16 protein-coding genes are annotated in these 18,878 nt (G+C 58.5%); 9 read left to right on the forward strand and 7 right to left on the reverse strand.

The annotated features are described in order from the left end of the window. Positions 1-3 precede the first annotated feature (3 nt). Entirely contained in the window at positions 4-390 is a 387-nt protein-coding gene (locus KOL70_RS19265) for a thioesterase family protein (RefSeq protein ID WP_021509508.1), read from the forward strand. Positions 391-419: 29 nt separating this feature from the next. Here KOL70_RS19265 and KOL70_RS19270 read toward each other — a convergent pair whose 3' ends face one another. Beyond that, positions 420-1,478: a nitronate monooxygenase family protein gene (locus tag KOL70_RS19270; protein ID WP_215481363.1), complete on the reverse strand. Its 1,059-nt coding sequence runs from the start codon at positions 1,476-1,478 to the stop codon at positions 420-422. Positions 1,479-1,887: 409 nt separating this feature from the next. Between KOL70_RS19270 and KOL70_RS23775 the strand changes: the two genes are divergently transcribed. After that, a complete protein-coding gene (locus KOL70_RS23775; protein ID WP_021509510.1) occupies positions 1,888-3,174 on the forward strand; it encodes a PAS domain-containing methyl-accepting chemotaxis protein in 1,287 nt (428 codons plus the stop codon). A 32-nt stretch (positions 3,175-3,206) separates the two neighbouring features. Here the strand turns inward: KOL70_RS23775 and KOL70_RS19280 are convergent, their stop codons facing one another. After that, complete coding sequence (locus KOL70_RS19280) at positions 3,207-4,274, reverse strand: acyltransferase (RefSeq protein WP_150360223.1); 1,068 nt, start codon at positions 4,272-4,274, stop codon at positions 3,207-3,209. Positions 4,275-4,724: 450 nt separating this feature from the next. Between KOL70_RS19280 and KOL70_RS19285 the strand changes: the two genes are divergently transcribed. Beyond that, complete coding sequence (locus KOL70_RS19285; protein ID WP_305798616.1) at positions 4,725-7,319, forward strand: EAL domain-containing protein; 2,595 nt, start codon at positions 4,725-4,727, stop codon at positions 7,317-7,319. Positions 7,320-7,349: 30 nt separating this feature from the next. Here KOL70_RS19285 and KOL70_RS19290 read toward each other — a convergent pair whose 3' ends face one another. From KOL70_RS19290 to KOL70_RS19305, 4 genes are read right to left on the reverse strand one after another with little or no spacing between them, the layout of a single operon-like run. Continuing rightward, the gene (locus KOL70_RS19290) at positions 7,350-8,663 is read right to left on the reverse strand and encodes an MFS transporter (RefSeq protein WP_021509513.1); all 1,314 of its coding nucleotides are present in this window, start codon (positions 8,661-8,663) and stop codon (positions 7,350-7,352) included. Then, positions 8,650-9,291, reverse strand: coding sequence for a DUF4286 family protein (locus tag KOL70_RS19295; RefSeq protein WP_166719256.1), 642 nt, complete (start codon positions 9,289-9,291; stop codon positions 8,650-8,652). Before KOL70_RS19295 ends, KOL70_RS19290 begins: the two co-directional genes overlap by 14 nt. A gap of 2 nt (positions 9,292-9,293) precedes the next feature. Continuing rightward, on the reverse strand, positions 9,294-10,637 hold the full coding sequence (locus KOL70_RS19300; RefSeq protein WP_215481364.1) for an amidase: 1,344 nt from the start codon (positions 10,635-10,637) through the stop codon (positions 9,294-9,296). A gap of 10 nt (positions 10,638-10,647) precedes the next feature. Then, positions 10,648-11,289 (reverse strand): DUF2848 domain-containing protein, encoded by a 642-nt coding sequence (locus tag KOL70_RS19305; RefSeq protein ID WP_371824672.1) that lies wholly within the window; start codon positions 11,287-11,289, stop codon positions 10,648-10,650. 153 nt (positions 11,290-11,442) lie between these two features. Between KOL70_RS19305 and KOL70_RS19310 the strand changes: the two genes are divergently transcribed. Then, entirely contained in the window at positions 11,443-12,117 is a 675-nt protein-coding gene (locus KOL70_RS19310) for a GntR family transcriptional regulator (protein ID WP_215481366.1), read from the forward strand. A 2-nt stretch (positions 12,118-12,119) separates the two neighbouring features. Here KOL70_RS19310 and KOL70_RS19315 read toward each other — a convergent pair whose 3' ends face one another. After that, the gene (locus KOL70_RS19315; protein ID WP_021509518.1) at positions 12,120-13,139 is read right to left on the reverse strand and encodes a LacI family DNA-binding transcriptional regulator; all 1,020 of its coding nucleotides are present in this window, start codon (positions 13,137-13,139) and stop codon (positions 12,120-12,122) included. Positions 13,140-13,402: 263 nt separating this feature from the next. Here KOL70_RS19315 and ascF point away from each other — a divergent pair, with 263 nt between their 5' ends. The 5 genes from ascF (at position 13,403) to KOL70_RS19340 (ending at position 18,876) form a co-directional block, all read left to right on the forward strand. After that, positions 13,403-14,842, forward strand: a complete 1,440-nt coding sequence (gene ascF, locus KOL70_RS19320) for a PTS cellobiose/arbutin/salicin transporter subunit IIBC (protein WP_215481367.1) — start codon at positions 13,403-13,405, stop codon at positions 14,840-14,842. A gap of 25 nt (positions 14,843-14,867) precedes the next feature. Further along, entirely contained in the window at positions 14,868-16,304 is a 1,437-nt protein-coding gene (locus KOL70_RS19325) for a 6-phospho-beta-glucosidase (protein WP_215481368.1), read from the forward strand. A gap of 322 nt (positions 16,305-16,626) precedes the next feature. Beyond that, a complete protein-coding gene (locus KOL70_RS19330; RefSeq protein WP_058775074.1) occupies positions 16,627-17,190 on the forward strand; it encodes a YfiR family protein in 564 nt (187 codons plus the stop codon). Between the two features lies 1 nt (position 17,191). Beyond that, the gene (locus tag KOL70_RS19335) at positions 17,192-18,406 is read left to right on the forward strand and encodes a diguanylate cyclase domain-containing protein (RefSeq protein ID WP_058770539.1); all 1,215 of its coding nucleotides are present in this window, start codon (positions 17,192-17,194) and stop codon (positions 18,404-18,406) included. Next, positions 18,403-18,876, forward strand: coding sequence for an OmpA family protein (locus KOL70_RS19340; protein WP_058758821.1), 474 nt, complete (start codon positions 18,403-18,405; stop codon positions 18,874-18,876). The genes KOL70_RS19335 and KOL70_RS19340 overlap by 4 nt, the downstream gene beginning before the upstream one ends. The last annotated feature ends 2 nt before the right edge of the window (positions 18,877-18,878 follow it).

The raw sequence follows: 18,878 nt of genomic DNA on the forward strand, positions 1-18,878 counted from the left end.
AAAATGTTCGTAAAGCACTATGACGTAGATGAAAGCCATATCGATTTTCAGGGCGTGGTCGACGGGCTGTACTACCCGTTTTACATGGAGTGGACGCGCCACGCTTACATGCGCGAGGCGCTGGGTATCGACATTGAAGAAGAGTTCAGTCAGGGCAAGATTTACATGGTGCTGGAGTACACGCTGCGCTTCCGCAAGAGCCTGGTGAAAGGCGATAAGGTGGAAGTCACCTGCGCGCTGGAGCAGAATGAGAAGCGCAATCGCGTGAACTTCGTGCAGCAAATCAAGGTCGACGGCGTGGTGTATGCCGAGGCCACGTTTGTCGCCACCTGTCTCGCCAATGGGCGCCCGTCAATGCCGGAAGCGGTAACGCGCGCGCTCGGCCTGTAACGTTACACACTATGTGGCAGCAGCCTGCTTTATGCCTGCTGCCACTCTGCAACCAGCGTCTCCACCAGCTGTGCCGCCGGCAGCACGCGCACTCGCGCCACGCCCTGACCCGCCCACTGCGCACCGAAGCCGTCCTCGCCGTGCGCTGCTGCCGCTGCCGCCAGGGCTTTTCCCAGCGCATAGGTCAGCGGATAGTCGGGAATCTCCTCCGGCGTTACGTCATGGCACAATTCACAAAATGCGTTGCGCACGCAGCGCGCCTGACGCCCGGAGATCGCCGCCGTCATTACCGTGCCACGCTCGCCAGCTGCCAGCAGCGCGCGACGATAGGCCGCACTGGCCGCCGATTCGGGACACAGCACAAACGCCGTACCGAGCTGTACACCGCTGGCACCCAGTTTCATCATCGTCGTGATGCCGGCACCGTCCATCACGCCGCCCGCTGCCACCACCGGCAGCGTGGTGTGCTGACGAATCGCCTGCACCAGTGCAACGGTCGAAAGCTGCTGGTCTGGCGCGCCCGGATCAAAATGGCCGCGATGGCCACCGGCTTCATAGCCCTGCGCCACAATGATATCGATACCGCTGCGTGCAATTGCCCGCGCTTCCTGCGGACTGGTGGCGGTCGCCAGCGTGACAACGTCACGTTGCTTTAGCCGGGCGATGGCCGTGGCATCGGGAATGCCGAAATGGAAACTGACCGCCGCCGGCCGCGCCTGCTCCAGCACCGTCAGCATCGCCTCATTGTGCAAAAAGCTCTGATAGATCTCTGTTAGTGCCGGCGGCAGCGCCGTCTGGTACTGCGCAAACTGCGGGCTGAACCGGCTGATCCACGCCGCCTCGCGCGCGGCATCCCGCCTTGCCGGCGCGTGACAAAATACGTTGACGTTGATCGGACCGCTCGTCAGTGCCTGGGTGTGGGCAATCATGTCTGCCGCCTGCTGCGGCATCGCCGCGCCAACGCTAATCGATCCCAGCGCCCCGGCATTGGATACCGCTGCGGCCAGCTGCGGCGTGGCGACACCGGCCATCGGTGCCTGAATCAGCGGATACTGTAGTTTTAACAGCTGGCACAGCGCTGTCGTCATGGTGGTTTTTCTCCAGGCCGTTATCGGGCGTTGATTGCGTCACGTCTCGGGTATTAACATACATTTAACATGCATCTTTTAACAAGCCTGCCGGGCACTTTTCTTACCCGCACGCGCGGCGTTGATCACTTTTTTCTCACATTTTTAACGCCACGGTCGATAATCAAAGTTGCATAGCAAAAACAGCTTTCAGCTTGCGCTGTAACAACATCAGGCAGGTAACACCATTACACACCCCACCTGCGCACATCGGTGCGCAGCGAGACAGCAGCCTGTGCCTGTGGCACGGCTGTAATGGACAACCGGGGAAATCATGCGGTGCCGTCCACTGGACGCGCCGAATGCGTTAGCACGCGCACATCTGCGCCTGCATTTCGTTCAACAGCATACCAAGCGCCTGAGGTCTCTCATGTTCGGGGTGAAAAAATCGAGCCTTTCTCTGCCATTTGCCAAAAGTGGCGACATTGCTAAGGACATTGAAGCGATAAAGCAGCATGTTGCATGGATTGAGTTTTCACCGGCCGGTGAAATCCTCAGCGCCAATGCGCAATTTTTACAGGTCACCGGCTATCAGCTGCATGAAATTCAGGGACAGCATCACCGGATTTTCTGCAGCCCTGCTTACAGCCAGTCTTCCGACTATTACGCCTTCTGGCAAACGCTGGCCGCCGGCGAATCGGTGAACGGCATTTTTGAGCGTTTCAACAAGCAGCATCAGCGCTTCTGGCTCAGCGCGACCTATTTTCCGGTGAGCGACGAGCGCGGCAAAGTGTACAAAGTGATCAAGGTCGCGAGCGACATCACCGCGCGTCATCAGGAACTGGAGCATAAAGAGGCGGTGATAACGGCGCTGGACCGATCAATGGCGGTGATTGAATTCACGCCGGACGGTCACATCATTACCGCCAACGCCAACTTCCTCACCCACATGGGCTATACCCTGCCAGCCATCGCCGGCCAGCATCATCGCCTGTTCTGCTTCGACAATTTCTACCGCGAGAATCCGGACTTCTGGCGCAAAATCGGCAACGGTCAGCATTTTGTCGGTCGCTTTGAGCGTAAGACCGCCAGCGGCGAGCGCATCTGGCTGGAGGCGAGCTACAACCCGGTGTTTGACGGCGATGGTAAGGTCTACAAAGTGATTAAGATCGCCTCGGATATCACCGCGCGCGTCGAGGCGGCAAAGCGCGTGGCGGATATCGCACTGACCACCTCTGAGCAGACCTCACAAATTACCGATAACGCCAATGAAGTGCTGGATGAAACGGTGCGCAACTCCGGGCTGGTGGCGCAGCAGGTGAATGCCGCCGCCGAAATTGGCGCGCAGCTCACCGCCTCGGCCAGGAGCATCAGCGACGTGGTGGAAACCATCAACCTGATTGCTTCACAGACCAACATTCTGGCACTGAATGCCGCCATCGAATCCGCACGCGCTGGCGAGGCCGGACGTGGCTTCAGCGTGGTGGCAGGTGAAGTGCGCCGCCTGGCGGCCTCGACCGCCAGCGCCACCAAACAGATTTCCGTGGTCGTGGAGCAAAATGCCGACCTGATCCAGCAGATGTATCAGCAGCTGGATGAGGTCAGGCAATTTGTGGTGACCGAACAGGAGAAGATCAGCGTGCTGTCGCGCAGCCTGCGGGAAATCAACAGTGGCGTACACGAGTTTGTGAACGTCATTCACCGGCTGGATGTGTGACAGCGTACGCGGGAGCGCTGGCTCCCGCGCGATTACAGCCCGCTGCCCGCCTGCGGCGCGGGCTGCCGCTTCCACTTCAGCGCATTACGCAGCGCCGGTTCGGCATATTTACTGATCAGCCAGGCAACGTAATACAGTACGCTGGCCACCACCACCGGCAGCATCGTCATCACCGCCTCATTTTTGATATAGCCATTAAGCTTAATCAATATCGCGATCATTAAATTTTCATGAATCAGATACAGGGCGTAACTGACAAATCCGATGGCGGTGAAAAAGCGCAGGGAAAGCCAGCGCTCAATCTGTCTGGAATAAAAGCTGGCGATAAAAAACAGCATTACCAGTAGCAGCGGTATCACGGCGACCACGCCGCTGTTTTTAACGTAGTAGCTGAAATTAATCAGCAAGGCCAGCGCGGTCAGTGCGTAGTGATAACGTTTATCGCGCCCGTGCAGACGTTCATAAACCAGACAGCCGACCATAAACCAGGCGTAGTGAATAAAACCGAATTTTGAAATGACATCGATTAATAATGGATGGCCGAGTGATTTCAATACCGATGAGGCGGAAAGTAATAACATCGGCACAATCAGCGCCGGCAGACAATATTTACGTCCGAGGGTGAAATAAACCGCGCCAATAATCAGATAAAACAGCGCTTCAACATAGAGAGACCAGAACGATCCGGCCATGGAGCGGAATTCAATGCCGGTGAGCTGCGTCAGCGTCTCAGGATTAATAAATATCAGACCGGGCAGCAGGTTGCGGCTTTCCGGTGTCATCAGCGACCACTCCGGAAAAAAGCCGCCGGCAACGTACAGCAGCAGACTGGCTATCAGCATCGCCGGAAACAGGCGCAGCCAGCGTTTTTTGAGAAAGCTGAGGTAGCCGGATGATTTATCCAGCGTCATAAATATGACAAAGCCGGAGATCATAAAAAACAACTGCACGCCGACCCAGCCAAATGCCAGCAGCGGAATATGCTGGGTAGTGGCGGCATACGGCAACAGTTCGGGCCAGCGAGCATAGGCGTGATAAGCAATCACCAGCAGGATCGCTAATCCGCGCATGCCATCAAGATGCGTGATACGTGGTTGCATAAGTGGTCTCTGGAAAGAGGAGCAGATGGGTTTCAGCAAATTAGCACTGACAAAGATTTACACTCAACAAGAATAGTCCTGGATAACGCATCATCATTTAATCAGGAAATTCTTCAGGTCCTGAACGTTAAATCACGCTCTGATAAATTATGGCTGTAATATATTTATCGTCATCAGCATGAAATAAACACTAAGCTATTAACGCAACGGGGAAAGTTTACCGGCATTCGCCGTATTGCACTGGCGGAAACGCAGCGGCAGGGCCTTTTATTAACACACTTTATGCAGATCTGATTACACCACGGCATCGTCGGGCACCTGAACGAATATGCGATCTGTTTTTGCCGCTCCGCTCACGCTTTTTTTACTTTTTCGCCCAGGTTCGGCGCAGTCATGCCGATACTCATAACGTACTCATGAAATATCATTTTACTGGTTTGTGATAAGTCTATGATGGCGAAACGTTCACTGATGGATTTCCCGACCGATGGTCGGATGCGCGGACTGATGCGCCAGCCGATGCTGCTGATGGTGCTGCTGATTTTTCTCTCCTTTATGGTGGCGCTGGTGACGCTGTGCTTTATCGCCAGCGATCTCAACCAGCAGGAGGCGCGGCAAAACCGCCTGCTGCTGGAGAAGGCGTTGCAGACGCGTCAGGAAGTGATGCAGTTTCACCTCTCCGATAATGCAGAATGGGGCGAAGCCTATCAAAACCTGCACCGCACGTTGAATACTGACTGGGCGTGGACGCGGCAGAATCTGGGTGAGTCGCTGTTCCAGACCTTTGCTTATGAGGGCGTGTTTGTCATCGCGCCGCGCGGCGACACGGTCTACAGCGTGATCGAGGGTCAGCTGCAGCAACGCGATTTCACCGGCTGGCTCGGTCGCCAGCAACTGCCCGCGCTGCGTCAGCAATTACAGCACAATGACGGTAAGGCGCTGTCGCGCTTTGTGGTGGTAAATCAGCAGTTAGTGCTGCTGTGCGCGGCATGGATCACCACCGGTGGCGATAACAGCGTGCCGCAGGTGCCCGGTGCGCCATCGCTGATGATCTTTGCCGATCGCCTGACGCCGCAAAAATTACAGCAGCTGGGGCACGAGTACGGCATCAACGCGCTGCGGGTGGAATTCGCTGCACCCCGCGCGCCAGTGGCGGAAAGCCTGCGCCTCGCCGCCGACGGCCATGACGCCACGCTGCGCTGGACCAGCAGCAACCCCGGCGGTAAATTGCTGACCGCCCTGCTGCCGCTGCTGGTGATCGCCATGCTGATCACCCTGTATGGTGCCATCATGCTGATGCGCAACGCGCTGCGTAAAGCGCAGCTCAATGATGAAAATACGCTGCTGCTGGCGCAAAGCCAGCGGGCGCTCAGCGCCAGCGAACGCCGCTTCCGTGATATCGCCGAAATTACCACCGACTGGATTTGGGAGATGGACGACCAGCTGCGCTTCAGCTGGGTTTCCGGCCGCTTCCCGGTAGTCACCGGGTTTACCAGCGAGGAGTGGCTGCAGCGCACGCTACTGGATTTCCTGCTGTGCGATGAACACCAGCGCGCCCGGCTTTTGCAGCTGGCAGACTCGGGCGGTCAGCTTACGCTGAACGGCTGCCGCTATCTCTCCGCCCAGCATCAGCCGCGCTACTGCAATCTGACCCTCAAGCGCGTCAGCCTGGCGCACGGCGTCAGCGGCTTTCGCGGCAGCGCCAGCGACGTAACGCTGGAAGTTGAAGCGCAGGCGCGCGCGCACTATCTGTCGCACTTCGATGAACTGACCGGACTGGCCAACCGCGTGCAGATGCGCGAATTTCTCACGGGGCAGCTGAGTCTGCCGCTGCCGGCGCAGCCGCTGCTGGCGATGATTATGATCGACCTGGATAAATTTAAACCGGTCAATGATCTCTACGGTCATGCGGCGGGCGATCAGGTGCTGCATGCGGTATCAGATCGTATCCGGCGCACGCTCAACGGCAACGGCCTGGTGGCGCGGCTCGGCGGCGATGAGTTTGTGGTGATTCTGCCGGAGGCGGGCAGCCGCGCGCAGGTCGACGCGCTGTGTCAGCAGCTCATCGCCCAGCTCAATCTGCCGTTCCCGGTGTACGACAACGACATCCACATCGGCGGCAGTCTCGGCATCGCGCTGGCCCCGCAGGATGCCGATAACGCCAGCGATTTGCTGCGCTTTGCCGACATTGCCCTGTATAAAGCGAAAAACAGCGGCCGCAATCAGTGGATATTTTTCGACCGTGACATGGAAGAGAAAATTGTGCAGCGGCGCGAAATGGAGCATGAGCTGCGCGCAGCGCTGCAGGAGAACCAGCTGCGGCTGGTCTATCAGACGCGCTATGACCTGATCGCGCAGCGCATCAGCGCGGTCGAGGCGCTGGTACGCTGGCAGCATCCGCGGCTGGGCTTACTGATGCCCGATCAGTTTATTCCGCTGGCCGAAGAGACCGGCCTGATCAGCGCGCTGAGCGACTGGGTGCTGCTCAATGCCTGCGAGGACATCGCCCGCTACCGGCCGGAAATGGCGGTTTCAGTGAATATTTCCGCCAGCGAATTGCAGGATAGCGCCTTAGCCGAACGCATCACCCGGGTGCTGCAGCTCAGCGGTCTGCCGAGCCAGCGGCTGGAAATTGAAGTTACGGAAAACGCGCTGCTGAGCGATCCGGACAAAACCCTGGCGGTGATGCAGGCGGTGAAAGCGCTGGGGGTGAGATTTCTGATTGATGATTTTGGCACCGGCTATGCGTCGCTGTGCTACCTGCGCGCCTTCCCGTTCGACGGCATCAAAATCGATAAATCCTTTATTTTTCCGCTGGCCGATTCGCCCCAGGCGCGCCAGGTGGTGGAAAACATGATTGGACTCGGCAAAGCCTATTCCCTGTCGGTAACTGCGGAAGGCGTGGAAACGCCGGTGCAGATGTCGCAGCTGCAGGAGCTGGCGTGCGATGCCATTCAGGGTTACTACATCGGACGACCGCTGCCGCTGCCGCAAATCTCGACCGAGCCGCCGCAGAGTGAACCGGCGCTGCACATGAATATTTAATAAAAGGTGGCGATCCCTCGCCAGAGGTGATTACAGCGACTGGTGCGCGGTTTCTTTGGCTTTCCATAAGGCAAACAGGGTGATCGCCAGCGCCAGCGTCACATATAGCGACACCCACAGCGTGCTGCCCAGCTCTTTATACAGCGAGGTAATGATCAGCGGGGCAAAACCGCCGCCGATGATGCCGGCCAGCGTATAGGCCAGTGACGAACCGGCATAGCGCACGTGACTCGGGAACTGCTCGGTGACAAACGCCGCCTGCGGACCGTACATCATGGCGTGAATCAGCAGGCCAATCACCACCGCCAGCACAATCAGCCACGGCTGAGTGCTGTCGAGCAGGACAAAAAACACAAACGACCAGACAATAGCCAGCAGCGCGCCGGCAATGTACACCGGACGGCGGCCGAGGCGGTCGGACAGCGCGCCAAACAGCGGCACCGTCAACGCGTTGCCAATCGCGCCGACCATCGTCGCCATCAGCGCCAGCGGACGCGGCAGCTGTAACACGGTGGTGACGTATGTCAGGGTGAACACCACCACCAGCGCGTACAGCACGTCAGAGCCGATGCGCGAGCCGCCGGCGATCAGCAGTTCACGTGGATAGCGCAGGAACACCTCTTTCAGCGGGGTGTGGCTGGTTTTCTCCGCCTGCTGCATCGCCACGAAAGTCGGGGTTTCTTCCACGCCACGCCGCAGCCACAGGCCAAACATCACCAGCAGCAGACTGAGCAGGAACGGGATGCGCCAGCCCCACTCCTGAAACTGTTCGCCGCTGAGTGACAACGTCACTAAAGTGATAAAGCCGGTGCCAATCAGCGTACCGCAGGAAGGCCCGACCTGGGCGAACGAGGCGTTACGCCCGCGCTTACTGGCTTCGCCGTGCTCCATGGAGAGCAACACCGCGCCGGCCCATTCGCCGCCCAGCGCGATGCCCTGCACAAAGCGCAGCGCCACCAGCAGAATCGGGCTCCAGATGCCCCACAGCGCATATCCGGGCAGCATGCCCATCAGCGCCGTGGTCACGCCCATGATCACCAGCGTGGTGATCAATACCGCCTTGCGCCCGGCGACATCCCCGAGATGGCCAAAGATAAAACCGCCCACCGGACGCGACACATAACCCACGGCGTAAGTTGAAAACGCCAGAATGGTGCCGACCAGCGGGTCGAAACTGGGGAAAAACACATGGTTAAACACCAGCGCCGCCATGATGTTGTAAACGGTAAAGTCGTACCACTCCAGCGCGGTGCCGATGGAGCTGGCCGCGGCAAGACGGCCGGTGTGGGTTTTCCCTGCTGCGGCACGCGCGGCGTGCGGCAGAGTTGAATCAGTATTCGCCATGAGCCATCTCCTGTTTAGTGAGCTGCCAGCTAAGCGCATAAAATTCAGCGCGGGCATTGAGCGCCTGTGACGCGGCGGCCGCCAGTGTCTGGCAGGCATCGGCGCACGAACAGCTGAGCAGCAGCATTGGCCGCATGGCGCGCTGCGCCCGATCTTCCTGCGGCAGCGGCGTGCTCAGCGTGGTGTCAGGCGTGAGTAAGCGCGAGGCGATATAGCCCGGCACCGTGGCAACCTGCTGCTGCCAGGCGTTGAGCGTTGCAGTTTCAATGCCAGCCTGTAGCGTCAGCACCGCAAGGTGGCTGCCGCTGCCCTGACCGTGCTGCTGAGTGATTGCACACACGCGGCGCATCGGTTTGATCATCCGCTCCAGGTTTTTTACCGACCACGGCGTCTGGCGCGTGAAGGCGGCGTAGTAATCGGCGCTGGTGAAGGTTTCCAGAGAGCGGGTTTCATACAGTCCGAGGTACTTGCGTTCAGCATCCAGCGCCTGATAGCGCGTGCCGCTGAGAAAGCCGTCGATGGCGACCCGCTCGGCGACATGTTCATGGTCATACCATTGATTGAAATCAGCTTCGTTTTCAGCGGCGACGTTTGTGGCGACGAACAGCATGCCGTGAGGATGTGTCATTTTCAGAGACTCCGTTGCAGGATGGATTCAAGCGCCAGCGCCCAGCTGAGCAGCGCGGCATCGTGGCCATGGGTGGCGGCCAGCATCAGACCCACCGGCGCACTGCCGGGCTGATGACAAGGCAGGGAGATGGCGCAGCCGTCCAGCATGTTGATCACGCTGGTGTTGCGCAGCATCAGCAGGTTGACCTGGCGATAGCGCTCCGGGTCGTCGAGTTCGGCGATGGTCGGCGCAATCAGCGGCACGGTGGGCAGCAGCAGGCCATCGAACGGTGCCACCGCCTGCTCCACCCGCTGCCGCCAGTCGGCGCGCTGCTGATACAACAGTTGTGCGTCGGCCTCGTTCAGCAACGCGCCGCGCTCAATGCGCATCCGTACCTGCGGGTCATAACCCGTCGCGTGCGACTGCAGCAGAGACTGATGCCACTGCCAGGCTTCCCAGGCGGTGATGCCGCCACGGGCGTTCATGGTTTCCAGTTCTGCCAGTTCAGACAGCGGCAGCTCGGTGAGCGTGGCACCTTGCGCGCGCAGCTGTGCCAGCGCGTGGTGCCACGCCTGGCTGACCGCGAGATCCAGCCCGTCCAGCACCCGGGTCTGTGGAATCGCAAAGTGCGCCCGCGTGATATCACGCTCTGCCAGCTGCAAAGGCTGATCGGCGATGACGCTGTCGAGCAGCCAGCAACTGCGCACGTCATGGGCAATTACGCCAATACTGTCGAGTGCCGCCGATAGCGGTAGCGTGCCGGCCTGATTGATGCGGCTGGCACTGGGTTTGAAGCCGGTCAGCCCGCACAGCGCCGCCGGTATCCGCACCGAGCCGCCGGTGTCCGTGCCGACCGCCGCGAGGCACATGCCGTCGGCCACCGCCACCGCCGCGCCGGATGAAGAACCGCCGGGAATGCGTTTTTCGCCGCGCTGCCATGGGTTAGCTGGCGTGCCGTAGTGCGGATTGATACCGAGCCCGGAAAAAGCGAACTCGGTCATGTTGGTTTTGCCGACGATAGCGGCACCGGCCTGTTTCAGCTGCTGCACGATATGCGCGTCGCGCGCAGCGGGCGGCGCATCCGCCAGCACGCGCGAGCCGGCGCAGGTGGGTTCGTCCGCCACATCAAACAGGTCTTTGATGCTGATTGGCAGTCCATCAATCGGGCTGCGCGGCTGTTGCTGTTGCCAGCGCGTATCAGCCTGCTGCGCCTGCTGAACGGCGCTGTTAGCATAGGTCCGCGTAAACACGCGTGCGCCTTCGCCCGACGGTTGCTCAGCGGCGCGTAGTGCCTGTTGCGTCGCGGCGCTTGCGGTGAGGTCTCCGGCGCGCAGTTGCTGGCTCGCCTGCCATAAGGTGGTCATACGCGTCTCCTCAGGCAATCACCGGCAGCGTGCCGGTGACATAGTGGTGTTCCAGCGTGCGATTCAGCAGCGGATCGTGCAGCGCCATGCGGAACTCGCTGGCCGGACGGATGCCGCCAATCGCGCTCAACGTGCCGCATGACATCGCAAAGCCTTCACTGACCGGGCGATCGCCAAAGTAGCGCGCCAGCAGATCCATCGGCGTGAGCAGAGACGCCAGCGTGCCCTGCTGATAAGTCACCCAGTCGCCGTTGACTTTGATCCACGCGCGCAGCTCCAGCCGATCCCAGTGCGGCTCAACCTCTGCCATACGCCACGCATGACCGGCGACCGGCTTAACGCAGGCCTGCTTCGACAGTGCCACGCTGAAGGTTTCCAGGTGACGGTCGGTGTGATCGGAAATCAGCGACACCCAGTATTCGCCGCGATGGAAAAACACAAACGGCTCGGCTTCGCCGGAGGTTTGCTCGCCCACCACTTCCAGCGGGCTGTGCTGCGCCAGCTGCTGAGTGGCTACGCGATAAAACAGCGGGACTGCACCAGGTGCGGGCACGCCCAGCGCCTCCAGCTCCCTGATATGGTGCAGCACCGCCGCCTGGTCGCGGCCTACCCATCCGGCAATGACCAGCTGCTTAATGTCGACATCCAGCACCGGGGCGCCTTGTGAGTCGGTTGTAAAGCGTAAATGCCTGCGATGATCTCCTGATGAAAAATGCGTGTGAAATTTCACTGCAATTTCAAGATAGCCATTTTCATGCCAGGTTTTTGTGTAAGATGTCTCAGTACCCCAATAAGGATCTGCGTGATGAGTGATTCAGTTGCTGAAAATGTGAAGTCACAGGCCGGACAAAAAAGCGTTTCATTGAATGAACAGGCCTATCTGGCGTTCAGGCATCGCCTGATTACGCTGCGCTATAAGCCAGGTGAATATCTCAATACCGCGCAGGTGATGGAGGATCTGGCAATGGGCCGCACGCCGGTTAACCAGGCAGTACATCGGCTGGCGACTGAAGGGTTACTGCAGATTATCCCGCGTAAAGGGGTGATGGTGGCACCGCTGTCGATTGACGATGCGCTGGAGCTGATTGAAGTACGGCTGGTAAATGAAGCGCTGTGCCTGCGGCTGGCGACGCAGCGCGTGAATCCGGCGCAGATTGCCCAGCTACAGGCGCTGAATCAGCGCATCGCCGCCGCCAGTGTGGCGCGCGACCGTGAGCAGATGATGCTGCTGGACCGCGAGTTTCATCAGGTGCTGGCTGACATCGCCGGCAACGGTCGTCTGTCAGATATTCTCAGCATCATCCACGCCCAGGCGCAGCGCTTCTGGGCAACCACCCTGTCGAGCGTGCAGCACATGCAGGAGGTGATTGCCGAGCATGACGCAATCATTGCGGCGCTGGCGCAGGGTGACGTAACACGGGCAGAAGACGCCGCGCGCGTGCACATCTATTCGTTTAAGCAAGCGCTGCTGAACGCCTGATTTTAGCCAGGGTAAAACGGGCCGGGACCGACGGATTCGCGCAGAATCAGCTCGCCGGCAAAGGTTTTGCGGTTACGCATTTCGCCTCCGTCGAGCATCGACACCAGGCGTTCAATGGTTTCCTCGATCATGCCGGTCACCGGCATGCGCACGCTGGCCAGCGCCGGAATGGTATAGGGCGCCAGCGGAATATCGTCGAAACCCAGCACCGCCACCTGCTGCGGCACGCGGATGTTATGCGCCGCCAGCGCTTTCAGCGCGCCCACCGCCATCTCATCGTTACTGGCGACCAGCGCGCTGAACGGTTTACCACGCGCCAGCAGCGTTTCCACCGCCGCCGCCCCGTGCTGCGCCTGCCATTTGCCCTCCACCACCAGCGCGTCATCTGCCACCAGCTGATGCTGCGCCAGTGCCGCGTGATAACCGGCCAGGCGCTCGCGCCCGGTTGGCGAGTCAAGCGATCCGGTGATAAAAGCGATATCGCGATGGCCGAGCGCAATCAGCTGCGCCACCGCCTCGGCGCTGGTGCGCTGCTGATCGGAGTAGATGCAGTAACTGTCGTGCTGACGCAGTCGCCGGTTGATTACCAGAATCGGATGGCGGTGCTGGGCAATGATGCTGTCCATCTCATCGATGGTGAGAAAACGCGGATAGATGATCACGCCATCGCAGCGCAGATCGAGCAGAAACTGAATCGCCGCACGCTCCTCTTCGGCGCTGTGTTTGCCGTCCACCAGCAGTAGCTGACGGCCCTGCTGCTCAAGAATACGCGCCGAATGCTGCATCATTTCACTGAAATAGCTGCCGGTATACAGCGTGTTGGTGATCACCAGGCCAATGGTCTGGCTGGATTTAGTCGCCAGATTGCGCGCCAGCAAATTCGGCCGGAAGCCGGTCTCGGCAATCGCCTGGTACACCCGATCGCGCTTTTCCTGGCTGACGTAGCCGTTACCGGACAACACGCGCGACACCGTCGCTTTTGACACGCCGGCCTTTTTTGCCACCTCAAGTATGGTTGCCATGCTTCACTCTGCTTCGCTGCTCATCGCCTCAGTGTACCTAAGCGATGAATAAGACGGGGAATTTTCTTGTCGCCCTGCGCCTGCGGTTGAAGATCCCGCCGCCCGTCAGCCGATCAACATCACAAAATTAAAACGAAGATAGCGATTTTTCTTGTCTGAATGAATGCGCCTGTTCATGATTTTGTGAAACCGGTTTCTCATGAACACATAACAGCCAGACGAAACCGACGTTTCCTCTCCCCTACAATCAGAGACAAACATTCATGGCGACCAACTACGCTGACGCCGCACGAGCCATTGTGGCCTCGCTCGGCGGATTAGAGAATATTGAAGCCGTTACCCACTGCATGACACGCCTGCGCTTCGTGGTGAAAGACAGCACGCGCGTCGACAACGCCACACTGAAAGCCATTCCCGGCGTGATGGGCGTGGTGCACACCGACAGTCAGTGTCAGGTGATCATCGGCAACAACGTCAATCTCGCCTTTCAGGAAGTGATGAAACTCGGCACGCCGGGCAACAGCGGCAGCGCGCCGGTGAAACGTAAAATCACGCTGCGCAGTATCGGCGCGGGCATTCTCGATGCGCTGGTCGGCACCATGTCACCGCTGATCCCGGCGATCATTGGCGGATCGATGGTGAAACTGCTGGCGATGATGCTGGAGATGAGCGGTGTGCTGCCCAAAGGCTCGTCGACGTTAATCATCCTGAATGTGATTGGTGACGGCGCCTTCTTCTTCCTGCCGGTGATGGTGGCGGCTTCGGCGGCGCTGAAATTTAAAACCAATATGTCGCTGGCGATTGCCATTGCCGGCGTGCTGGTGCATCCCAATTTTATCGACCTGATGGCCAAAGCGGCGCAGGGTCAGGTAGTGGAATTCGCCTCGGTGCCGGTCACTGCGGTGAAATACACCTACACGGTAATCCCCGCGCTGGTGATGACGTGGATTCTGTCGCACATCGAATACTGGGTCGATCGCTTTACCCCGGCGGTGACCAAAAACTTCCTTAAACCGATGCTGATTGTGCTGATTGCTGCCCCCATCGCCATCGTCTTTATTGGCCCGCTCGGTATCTGGATCGGTAGCGGCATTTCGGCGCTGGTGTATACCATTCACGGTTATCTCGGCTGGCTGTCGGTGGCGATCATGGGCGGTCTGTGGCCGCTGCTGGTAATGACCGGCATGCATCGCGTGTTTACCCCGACCATTATTCAGACCATAGCTGAGACCGGCAAAGAAGGCATGGTGATGCCGTCAGAAATTGGCGCCAACCTGTCACTGGGCGGCTCATCGCTGGCGGTGGCGTTCAAAACCAAAAATCCGGAACTGCGGCAGACGGCGTTCGCGGCGGCAGCTTCCGCCATCGTCGCCGGCATTTCCGAACCAGCGCTGTACGGCGTGGCGGTGCGCCTGAAGCGTCCGCTGATTGCCAGCCTGATCAGCGGCTTTATCTGTGGCGCGGTGGCCGGCATTGGCGGCCTCGCCAGCCACTCGATGGCCTCACCGGGCCTGTTTACCAGCGTACAGTTTTTCGATCCCACCAACCCGATGAGCATCGTCTGGGTGGCTGGCGTGATGGTGCTGTCAGTGGTGCTGTCGTTCATTCTGACGCTGATTCTTGGCTTTGAAGATATTCCGGTGACGGAGACCGCGCCGCGCCCCGGTAAGCCGGAAGCGGCAAAGCCGCTCAGCGCGAATTAATAATGGACTGTGATTGAGGTGAGTGATGTCTGAAGTGACATTTCCTGCGGGATTTTTATGGGGCGGCGCGTTAGCCGCCAACCAGTCAGAGGGGAGTTATCGCGCCGGTGGTAAAGGCTTAACCACGGTGGATATGATTCCACACGGCGAGCACCGCATGGCGGTGAAGCTGGGGCTGGAGCCGCGCTATACGCTGCGCGACGATGAGTTCTATCCGAGCCACGACGCCATCGATTTTTATCACCGCTATAAAGAAGATATCGCCCTGATGGCGGAGATGGGCTTCACGGTGTTTCGCACCTCCATCGCCTGGAGCCGCATTTATCCCAACGGCGATGAGCTGACGCCGAACGCGGAAGGTATCGCCTTCTATCGCAGCGTATTTGAGGAGTGCCGCAAATACGGCATCGAACCGCTGGTCACGCTGTGTCACTTCGATGTGCCAATGCATCTGGTCACCGAATACGGCTCGTGGCGCAACCGTAAAATGATCGATTTCTTTGCCCGCTACGCCCGCACCTGCTTCGAAGCGTTTGATGGTCTGGTGAAATACTGGCTGACCTTCAATGAGATCAATATTCTGCTGCACAGCCCGTTCTCCGGTGCCGGTCTGGTGTTCGCGCCGGATGAACATCACGAACAGGTGAAATATCAGGCAGCGCATCATGAACTGGTCGCCAGCGCGCTGGTAACCAAAATCGCCCATGAGATCAATCCGCAGAATCAGATTGGCTGCATGCTGGCCGGCGGCAACTTTTATCCGTGGTCCTGCAAGCCGGAAGATGTGTGGGCCGCGTTACAGAAAGATCGCGAGAACTTATTCTTTATCGATGTCCAGGCGCGCGGCGCTTATCCCGCTTACGCCGCCCGGGTATTCCGCGAGAAAGGCGTGGAGATTGTCATGGCGGAGGGCGATAGCGAACTGCTGCGCCACACCGTCGATTTCATCTCCTTCAGCTATTACGCCTCGCGCTGCGCGTCGGCAGAGATGAATGAACAGAACAGCAGCACCGCCAACGTGGTGAAGTCGCTGACCAATCCGCATCTGGCGCGCAGCGCCTGGGGCTGGGGCATTGATCCCCTTGGCCTGCGCATCACCATGAATATGATGTACGACCGCTATCAGAAGCCGCTGTTTCTGGTGGAAAACGGTCTCGGCGCGCACGATGAAATCAATGCCAGCGGGGAAATTGCAGACGATTACCGCATCAGCTACCTGCAACAGCACATTCGCGCCATGGGTGAAGCGATTGCTGACGGCGTGCCGGTGATGGGCTACACCACCTGGGGCTGCATCGATCTGGTCGCGGCGTCGACCGGTGAAATGAGTAAACGCTACGGATTTGTCTATGTCGATCGCGACGACCACGGCAACGGCACGCTCAACCGGCTGCGCAAAAAATCCTTCTGGTGGTATCAGCGGGTCATTGCCAGCAACGGCCGGGATTTGGATTTTAATTAAAAAAATGCGGTGAATGGCGCTGAATGATTGTTCAATTCAGGGCCATTGCGCCACAAAGGGAATATCCGGCGTCGCCGGACAATTCATTTTGCGAAAAATCGCGCCGCTGCGCTAATTTTGCTGCGGGAATATCCGGCAGAAGTCAGCCTTAATACGCTTATTCTGCTGCGTTTTTATTCATTACTCTTTTAACTCTCTATTTAAATCCGGTCCTGACGAATTTATTCTACCCTGCCTGATCGCGGTATCAGCGCCTGTACGGCGGTACTCTTTTGTACAGCGCGATGGTACTATTTCCCGGTTGCTGTTCAGAGATAGCGCTATGTTACAACTACAATTAAAGGTGAAGGGCGACAGCCAGCTGCTCTATTTATTGCAGGGCTTACGCGCATTTCTTCCCGTATTTTCTCTCATTTATCTCCTCTGTTTTCCTGCTGCTCAGGCGGCAAACAGTGCGGTTCAGCGTGACGATCAGGCTAACCGCATCGTCAGCGGCATCATCAGTTTTAGCCACTGGCCCCAGTTAACACAGCCGCCACAGCTGTGCGTATTCGCTTCAGCACAGCACCTTGCGCAGCCTCAGGGCCCGACGCCGTTCAGCGTGGTGTGGATTAACCAGACCAGCGAACTCAGCCGCCAGCGCTGTGATGCCATTTACTTCGGCGATCAGACGCCGCAGCAGCAAACTGAACTGCTGGCGATGCTACAGGGTAAAGCCGTCCTGTCCATCGCGGAAAACAACCCGGACTGTGCGGTTGGCGCGGCCTTTTGTCTGATCTTTAACCGCGATCACACCGCATTTTCCGTCAACCTTGACTCGCTGGCGCGCAGCGGTGTCAGAGTGAGCCCGGACGTGTTGTTGCTGTCCCGCAAAGGAAGCAAATAAGATGAAGTTTGATAGCATAAAAAAAGATAAATCATCGATTCGCAATAAGTTGCGTCGTATCAGCACCGTCAATGCCGCCGTGATATTACTGCTGTGCTGGCTGCTGCTGACATCGACATCTTTACTGTTTATTAAACGCTATGAGAAAAGAAACCTCGAACTCATTGCCGCCACACTCAGCACCAGCCTGACCGCCGCGACGGTATTTGAAGACAGCTATGATGCCCGTAACAAAATAGCCCTGCTCGGCAATGAAGGGATGTTTGCCTCCGCGAAGCTGGTCACGGCGGGCAATACCGTACTGGTGGACTGGCACGATCGCCAGCAAGAGAGCGGCTGGTATGAAACGCTACTGCGTCGCTGGATCTATCAGCAGCCGCTGGCGGTGGAAATTAATCACGCCGAGACCCAGGTCGGCCATTTAATGCTGGCCGGCACCGTCAGCGGTGCGGCCGATTTTATTCGCTATTCGGTGATGATTTTATCCATCGGTATGCTGTGCGTGCTGGTGATTTCCTGCCTGCTGAGTGAATTTCTGCATCGCGGTATTCTGCGCTCGCTGCGCAATATCACCAGCGCCATCCATTACGTGATTCGCTCTGGCGATTTCTCGACGCGCGTACCGCAAAATCCGACCAAAGAGTTTCAGCTGTTTTCTGAAGATCTCAACTCGCTGCTGAGTGAAATGCAGACGCTAAAAGCCTCGCTGCTGCGCGATAACCGTTCACTGGCGGCCAAAGCGCTGGAGGATCCGTTAACCGGACTGGCCAACCGCTCGGCGTTTGTTGGCCGCCTGTCGCAGCTGCTGGATCAGCAGCTGGCGCATGAGAATTTTGTGCTGCTGTTTCTCGACGGCGATCGCTTCAAGAGCATTAACGACAACTGGGGCCATGCCGCCGGTGATGAAGTGTTGAAGGCCATCGCGGCGCGCCTCAGCGCGCTGGCGTATCAGGACGATCTGGTGGCGCGGCTGGGCGGTGACGAGTTTGCCATGCTGATCACCAGCCGCACCTCAGAAGCCGATCTGCAGCAGCTGACGGAAGATATTCGTACCGCAATCGCGCAATCGATTGTGATTTCGGAAGGCACGCAGATCACCACATCGGTGACCATCGGCTACGCCTGGTCGCAGCATGGCGATTCGGTGGCGTCGATTCTGGAGCGCGCCGATATGCACATGTATAAAAACAAAGGAATGAGTAAGGTACGCGTATGAAACTGAAATCATGTTTGCTGGTTATGGTGCTGGCTTGTGTCGGCTGTCAGTCAACCGGGCGTTTTAGCGACGCGCAGATTAAAGCGATGCGCGACGCCGGCTTCAGCGAAAACACTGAAGGCTGGGGACTGGGCCTGTCCGATAAGATCCTGTTTGGCATCAATGAATCTGACCTGACGCCCGCCAGCAAAGCCAGTATTGCGCAGATGGCGAAAAGCCTGGCCGCTACCGGCATTGAACATCTGCGCATTGACGGCCACACCGATAACTACGGCAAAGCGGATTACAACCAGCAACTGTCGCTGAAACGCGCCAACGCGGTGGCCGATCAGTGGGCCACCGGCGCGGCGATTCCACGGCAAAACATCGTGACGCGCGGGCTGGGCATGAGCGCGCCGGTCGCCAGCAATAACACTGCGCAGGGCCGGGCGCAAAATCGCCGCGTCGCCATTGTGATCACGGCGCCGTAAGC

Source organism: Pantoea sp. B270, from assembly GCF_018726825.1.
GTDB classification, from domain to species: domain Bacteria; phylum Pseudomonadota; class Gammaproteobacteria; order Enterobacterales; family Enterobacteriaceae; genus Pantoea; species Pantoea dispersa.